The organism is Streptomyces sp. NPDC017890 (assembly GCF_044328675.1).
GTDB lineage: Bacteria > Actinomycetota > Actinomycetes > Streptomycetales > Streptomycetaceae > Streptomyces.
Genome location: NZ_JBIRHU010000060.1, coordinates 1 through 7,125, shown reverse-complemented (window position 1 = coordinate 7,125; position 7,125 = coordinate 1). Strand labels below are relative to the sequence as shown.

Sequence of the window (7,125 nt, the reverse complement as noted above, 5' to 3'; positions counted from 1 at the left end):
TCACTGCCGCGGAACGGACAGAACTGGCCAGGCTGCGCAAGCAGGTCTCCGAACAGGAGACATCGCATTCCTGAAAAGCGTCCTTAAATTCAACCTGCCAACGCAACAGCCTCTTCCGCCACAAACTCCGCGGGCGCTCGGAACCCGAGGCACTTCCGTGGCCGGTTGTTGAGCCTGGCCGCGATGGCATCGAGGTCCGACTGGCTCAGATCCCCGAGATACATTCCTTTCGTAAGACACTGGCGTAAAAGCTTATTGGTGTTCTCATTCGTCCCGCGCTGCCAAGGACTACGCGGCGCTGCAAAGAAAATCTCGATACCCGTTGCTGCACTGAGCAGCTCGTGATCGGCCAATTCCATCCCCCGATCCCAGGTTAAACTCCGACACAATGCCGAATCCATTCGCCCGTATTCCCGCACCAGTACGGGCACCACCGAGGTGGTATGCCGACTGGGTGTCTGCACGATCGTCAAGTAGCGGTCCCTGCGATCTACCATGTCGCAACCTGACTGTTCTTCGAACCGATCACCAGATCACCTTCCATGTGTCCAGTCACGCTGCGATCCTCGGCATCGGCGGGTCGATCCTCGATCGAGCGCGCATCGATGACCTGCGACCTCCATTGCCCTTTAACAGTGCCGCTCATTCTTTCGGATCAGCCGCCATGTTCGTAGGCGCTTGCACAGCTACTGCGGAATCACATCCCACCGAGTAGTGTAGATCGAGCGGTAGATCGTCTCGTGGCTGATCGCCAACTCCTCGTCACCGCTGTGATGCAGTCTCAGATGCCCGACAATCTGCTCCGGCGACCACTCGTCTTCGAGTGCCTGAAGTAAAGCAAACGAACTCGGGAAAACTCGGGGTACAGGATTGAGCCGTCCCGCCGACGTGACATCCCCCAGATCATCGGCGGGAAACCAGCATAGGGTGCACCGCTTTCCGTCTCACTGACCGACCTAGTTCTCGCGATCGACGAAGCCGCCGGCATTCTCCTGGACCATGCCCTACCCTCCAGCTTCCTCACCTGCACGTTCGACATCGATAACGAGCACCTGCGAGTAATTCTCGCCGCGACGACGGCACCGATCGACACCAGCACCACCTCGTTCCATTGGTTCGTCCTCCACAGGCTGGTCGACGACGTCGTTCTCGAACAGTTTCCCTCCACAGCCGCCGACGCACCCGATAACTCGGCAACGACGATCATCCTGACCAAGGCACTACAGCCAGGTTCGTGATGCCGTCCACGACGAGCAGCCCACAACTACACCCGAACCTCACACACGTAGGCCCGGCACACCACTGCGCCGCAGCCCTAGACGGTATGAGGGGACTGTCTGAATAACGGTGGATCCGGTCCTTGATTCAACACGCCGAGCTGAGCTTGGCGGGAAGGATCGACGATGACCGAAACACTTGATCCCATGGCAGAGACTGAGGTGGATCAGAAGCAGTTGGCCGAGCAGCTCCTGGCTCAGGCCAAGGAGCAGGGCGTGGAGTTGATGGGCCCGAACGGACTCCTCAATCAACTCACCAAAAACGTCCTAGAGACCGCGTTAGACGCGGAGATGACCGAGCACCTGGGCTACGAGAAGCACGATGCCGCCGGCCGCGGCAGCGGCAACTCGAGGAACGGTACCCGTTCGAAGACGGTGCTCACTGAGATCGGGCCGGTGGAGATCGAAGTGCCACGCGACGTCGATTCTTCGTTCGACCCGCAGATTGTTAAGAAGCGTCAGCGACGCTTGACGGGTATCGATGAGATCGTATTGTCATTGACGGCAAAGGGTTTGACGACCGGCGAGATATCCGCGCACTTTCAAGATATTTACGGAGCGTCGGTGTCGAAGGACACGATCTCGCGGATCACCGACAAGGTCGTCGGGGAAATGACGGAGTGGCAGAACCGGCCACTTGATCGGGTGTATCCGGTGATGTTCATCGATGCGGTGCACGTGAAGGTTCGCGATGGGCAGGTCACCAACCGGCCGATGTATGTCGCGATCGGCGTCACCGTCAATGGCGAACGCGACATCCTCGGGATCTGGGCCGGCGAGGGCGGAGAGGGCGCAAAGTTCTGGCTCTCGGTCCTGACCGAGATCAAGAACCGTGGTGTGGCGGACGTCTGCATCGTTGTGTGCGACGGACTCAAAGGATTGCCTGAAGCGATCAACACCGTCTGGGAACTCGCTGTGGTGCAGACGTGCATTATTCATCTGATACGCAACACTTTTCGCTTTGCCTCTCGTAAATATTGGGATGCGATGGCGCGTGATCTCAAACCTGTCTACACCGCTCCGTCGGAGTTTGCGGCCAGGGAACGATTCGCTGAGTTCACGCAGAAATGGGGGCAGCAGTATCCAGCGATTATCAAGATGTGGGACAACGCGTGGAGTGAGTTCGTTCCGTTCCTGGACTACGACGTCGAGATCAGGCGCGTCATCTGCTCGACGAACGCGATCGAGTCTGTCAACGCTCGCTACAGGCGCGCAGTACGGGCGCGTGGGCACTTCCCGACTGAGCAGGCGGCGCTCAAATGCTTGTACTTGGCCACGCGTGCTCTGGACCCGACAGGGAAAGGTAAGGCACGATGGGCAATGAGGTGGAAGCCCGCGCTCAATGCGTTTGCGATCACCTTCGAAGGACGCATCACCCTGAACGGTAACTAACCGACATCAAGGTCGGATCCACCGTTAATCGGACACTCCCGCTGCGGCACAGGATCGAGCGGCAGTGCGAGTAGTGGAAGTGACAGTGGTAGCGCCGGTGCGTTCGGCAGCGAGTCCGCAAGCACATCCGGGTCGAGTGATTTCTTCAGTTTCTTCTGTGGGATCACCGGATCGTCGAGTGGCTCCACCAGCTACGGAAGCTGAACGCCCTCGGGGGATGCACGGGTTAGCGACGTCCCGGGTCAGCCGGACACAAACATCCCCAACGGACTGACAGCCAGTGCCATACACAGCGGTATGAAACAGAGAATGGGCTGGTTGAACCCTGCACTCGATATCGCCGGACACTTCCTGCACCCCTTGGATATTGACCGATAAGACCCACTTTTCCAATCGGGTCGCCGTCGGACCAGTCGGGGCTTCCTGCCCTGCCGATCCACATTTTCACCAACCTGTATTTCTATAGCCAAGAGAGGCGAGAATGACGATGTTTCGCGGTGTTACGCGTCGGACGCTATTGGGCGCAGCGGTGCTGGTACCGCTTGCCGGTTGTTCAGCGAAGAATCCTTCGACGACAAGTTCTCAAACGTCAACGGCAAGCGAAGAGGATCGAGCCCACCTCCTGGCTGATCTCGAAGACAAATACGATGCCCGCTTGGGTGTATATGCGGCCAATCCGAGAACGGGAGGGATGGTCGAGTATCGAGCTGACGAGCGTTTCGCGTTCTGTTCCACATTCAAAACCCTTGCTGTCGCAGCGGTATTGAGCCAGAATCCGCTGGAATATTTGGATGCCGTCGTTTATTACACGGCGGATGATCTTCAGTCTTATGCGCCCATCACGAAGCAGCACCTGGACACCGGGATGGCTGTCGGTCAATTATGCGAAGCTGCTCGTCGATGACGTTCTCGTCGAATTGTATGTCTAGACGGTATGAGGGTCGGCCCGTTTCGGGCCGGGGACTCGCTTGCAAGTTGCCGTGGGTTGCCGAGTAGGCGAAGCCTGGATCGGTAGTGCCTACATTTGCAGGAGGCCCCGGTGATGTATCAGCGTACGAGTGTCGGATTGGACGTGCACGCACTGTCTGTAGTGGCATGTGCGATCGACGGTCAAACCGGTGAAGTATGGAAACAACGATTATGTCCGGACTCCGGTGAGATCCTCGCCTGGTTGCGTTCGTTGCCGGGTCCGGTGAAAGCCGTCTACGAGGCCGGACCGACCGGATTCGGCCTGTACCGAGCTCTGAATCAAGCGGGTGTGGAGTGCGTGGTGGTTGCGCCGTCGAAATTGCAGAGACCTGCTGGTGACCGCGTCAAGACCGATGCTCGCGACGCGCTGCATCTGGCGCGGTTGCTCCGACTGGACGAGATCGTCGAGGTCACGGTCCCTTCGGTAGAACAAGAGGCAGCCCGAGATCTGGTCCGTGCCCGTGAGGATGCTCGCGGGGATCTGATGCGATGCCGACATCGCTTGTCGAAACTTCTTCTGCGGCAGGGCATTGTCTATTCTGGTGGTGCGGCGTGGACTGGTGCGCATGATGTGTGGCTACGAAGTCAGAGGTTCGAGCAGTCGGCGTTGCAGGCCACGTTCGACTCGAACTATGAAGCGATGCTGCTCACCCGAAGCCGCCGTGACCGACTGGATACGGCGATCGAGGAGATGGCGGAGAACAGTCCCTACACGCCGATGGTGCACCGTTTGGGATGTTTACGCGGAATCTCTACTTTGACCGGGTTCGGGTTGGCGGTCGAGATCGGCGACTGGCAGCGATTTACGGGGAGCACCATCGGTTCCTATGTCGGCCTGGTGCCGAGTGAATACTCTTCGGGGACATCACGATCACAGGGTTCGATCACCAAGACCGGCAACGGTCATGCACGTCGGTTGTTGGTCGAGGCAGCATGGCATCACCGCAAGATCTACCGCAACCCTGGACAGGTCATGCGCACTCGATGGGCGAAAGCCAGCCCCGCTGCGCGTGCTCGTGGGCATGCCGGCAACCACCGCCTGCATCATCGGTGGGAGCAGTTCACCGCCCGTAAGAAGCGTCCGGTGATCGCCAATGTCGCCGTAGCCAGAGAACTTGCGGGATGGTGTTGGTCGCTGGCGGTCGTCGACGACCAGCCCTGAGCTTGTCCTTCCCCTAGATTTCGGTCGATAGACAATCGCAAAGGGCGTGATGGCAGCGTGAGGAACGATCTGCGAAAACAACTATGGGCAGCAACAGGTTCCGAAATTGGAACCGATTGCGACGCCCGACCCTAGAGCAGCAGCACCGTTCCTGCCGAACAGTCGTCCTGCGGTAGCCAACCCGCGTATATCAGTCTGACCACGAGTCGTGAATATCGACATGTCACCCGCCGTTCTTCATGTCCGTCGACCGAAACGGAAACGGCCTCGGGAACTGCCGTTCCCGAGGCCGTTTCCACCTGTCCCTTGACAAATTTCTCTACATATCAGTTGTAGGAGGAACGGACGTTGGTGACGCGGTGCCGGCGGTAAGCGGCGGGCGGTCGTCCTCCGCGTGCTGAATGCGGTCGGTGGTAATTGTAGTGAACATTCCAGACTTCGACGGCGATGCGTCGTTCAGCTTCGCTGCTGTATTCGCGGGAGTAGAGAAGTTCTTCGGCGAGGATGCGGTTGTACCGTTCGACTTTCCCGTTGTGTTTCGGGGTGTACGGCTTGATGCGGTAGTGCCGAGCTTCGCGGAGTGAAACGGTGAAATCTGCTGCCCGATAGCATGATCCGCTGTCGGTGATCACGCGCTCGATACGGGTGATGCCGTGTGCGGCGAAGAAGAGTCGGGCGTTGTTCATGAAATCGATGGCTGTTGCGGCGGTTTCGTTGTCGCGTGCCTCGGTGTACGCCAGGCGGGTGTTCCCGTCGATCGCGGAATGCAAATAGGTGTACCCGACCCGGGCTTGCTTGTTCTTCGTTTTCCGACGCTGCGATCGTTTGGCCTGCTCGGAGCCGCGGCCGTGGGCACGCCATCCGCCGCCGTCGGGGATCTTCCCGACTTTCTTGATGTCGACGTGGACCATCTGGCCGGGTCGTTTTGCAACGATGACCTGCGGTTTTCGGTTGGTTTCGCCGTTCGGGTCGATGAACCGGCGGCGGTGCAATCCGAGGTTCCGCAGGATTTTCGTGACGGTCCGGCGAGCAATGACCGTTCCATCCATTCGGAGTTCGAACGTGATTCGTGAAGCCGACCATTTCCGGCTCCGGCGCATCGACTCGATGTCGGCCACGACCTCCGCGGCTGTGGCGGTGGGTTGGTGTTTCGGTGCGCTGGAGCGGTCCTGTAGTCCCAGGTCACCATATTTGCGGTGACGGTTGACCCACGTGGAGGCGCATTGTCGTGAGATACCCATTTCGGCGGCGACGTGGGCGATCGGACGACTCTGGCAGCGCTCGATCAGGCGTCGTCTTCCCTCCACGGTGAGTGGAGCATTACGGTGTGTCACAGGGCTGGTCCTTCTTGGTCGAGAACGGTTGTGTCGCAACTCCCATTCTTACGCCGAGGACCAGCCCGTCTACTTCAATCCCTCGTCAGCAACGTCCATACCCACAACAACTAGGCCCCTCTGAGGGAAGGGCGACCATCAAGTCATGGAGCGGACCTGCAATAACATCGACCACCTCTGGAGGAATCTTTTTCCCCAGAATTGCGATCCTCGCTAGCACTCCCTGGCGGTCAGAGACGAAAGGCAGTTCCGTCGTCAATAGGTCGGAGATCGAATCCCACGAAGCGAGCTGGGGATACCAGACATTCAGTGTGACCAGATCGGATGCAAAGTCCTTCACTCCCATGGCGAACGAGCCGCTTTTGAGGTCGGAGATCCGCTGGGTGGTCGCGGAGGACAGCTTCTCAATAACGCCCTTCGCTATGTCGTCATCTAGGTCTCGTACATCTCCAAAAGCACTGAGAGCGGACAAGTTCCCTTCTTCAATTCGCTTCTGAATCGTTTCCCGATGGGCGGAATCGTGCTTGGCGAGGATTCGATCGAACGCTTCTTTGAGTGCCGGGCCGTCCTTGCTGCGCACGGCAACCGCCGTTCTGTCGTCGCTGGTCCATTCACTTATTGGCACGTTCTCCACGACGCGTGCCCAATCGTACGAGGAGCCGATATCCCCTTGCTGTGGAGATTCTTTGATGTGTTCGATCACCTCACGCAGGACCGGCGCTGAAATCACGGAAACAAGATTCGACAAAACCTTCAGCAGTGCATGCTCCAGTGAGAAGGTCGGCTGCAGCCGAGTTGCCAAGTCGCCAGTATCATTCAACCTCGCCAGTATCCAGCGTGCATGCGTGTCTGCCCAGTCTGTTTCAAGGACATCGGAGGCAGACGAAATCGTTTGCAGGTCAGCGTGTAGCGAAGTTCGAGTCCCGAGTTCAAGTCGCACTACGCCCGCTGCAGCGCGGACCGCGGTTGCGGGCCCCACCCTTAGTAAATG

6 protein-coding genes are annotated in these 7,125 nt (G+C 58.6%); 3 read left to right on the top strand and 3 right to left on the bottom strand.

Annotated features, from left to right (window positions below; all coding sequences use genetic code 11):
- Positions 1 to 89 precede the first annotated feature (89 nt).
- A complete protein-coding gene (locus ACH4F2_RS34965) occupies positions 90 to 497 on the bottom strand; it encodes an IS30 family transposase (RefSeq protein WP_050794007.1) in 408 nt (135 codons plus the stop codon).
- A 906-nt stretch (positions 498 to 1,403) separates the two neighbouring features.
- Here ACH4F2_RS34965 and ACH4F2_RS34960 point away from each other — a divergent pair.
- The 3 genes from ACH4F2_RS34960 (at position 1,404) to ACH4F2_RS34950 (ending at position 4,800) form a co-directional block, all read left to right on the top strand.
- Complete coding sequence (locus ACH4F2_RS34960) at positions 1,404 to 2,669, top strand: IS256 family transposase (RefSeq protein WP_003943361.1); 1,266 nt, start codon at positions 1,404 to 1,406, stop codon at positions 2,667 to 2,669.
- Positions 2,670 to 3,150: 481 nt separating this feature from the next.
- Positions 3,151 to 3,573: a serine hydrolase gene (locus ACH4F2_RS34955; RefSeq protein ID WP_166814103.1), complete on the top strand. Its 423-nt coding sequence runs from the start codon at positions 3,151 to 3,153 to the stop codon at positions 3,571 to 3,573.
- Between the two features lie 138 nt (positions 3,574 to 3,711).
- Positions 3,712 to 4,800 (top strand): IS110 family transposase, encoded by a 1,089-nt coding sequence (locus ACH4F2_RS34950; protein WP_003942584.1) that lies wholly within the window; start codon positions 3,712 to 3,714, stop codon positions 4,798 to 4,800.
- Between the two features lie 326 nt (positions 4,801 to 5,126).
- Here the strand turns inward: ACH4F2_RS34950 and ACH4F2_RS34945 are convergent, their stop codons facing one another.
- Entirely contained in the window at positions 5,127 to 6,134 is a 1,008-nt protein-coding gene (locus ACH4F2_RS34945; protein ID WP_398136719.1) for an IS481 family transposase, read from the bottom strand.
- 85 nt (positions 6,135 to 6,219) lie between these two features.
- Positions 6,220 to 7,125 (bottom strand): hypothetical protein (locus ACH4F2_RS34940; RefSeq protein WP_398136718.1); only part of this gene is annotated, 906 nt, incomplete at its 5' end.

What these genes read in the sequence shown, in the direction of transcription:
- ACH4F2_RS34965 (WP_050794007.1), bottom strand. Translation starts at nt 497, where the DNA reads ATGGTAGATCGCAGGGACCGCTACTTGACGATCGTGCAGACACCCAGT.
- ACH4F2_RS34950 (WP_003942584.1), top strand. Translation starts at nt 3,712, where the DNA reads ATGTATCAGCGTACGAGTGTCGGATTGGACGTGCACGCACTGTCTGTA.
- ACH4F2_RS34960 (WP_003943361.1), top strand. Translation starts at nt 1,404, where the DNA reads ATGACCGAAACACTTGATCCCATGGCAGAGACTGAGGTGGATCAGAAG.
- ACH4F2_RS34955 (WP_166814103.1), top strand. Translation starts at nt 3,151, where the DNA reads ATGACGATGTTTCGCGGTGTTACGCGTCGGACGCTATTGGGCGCAGCG.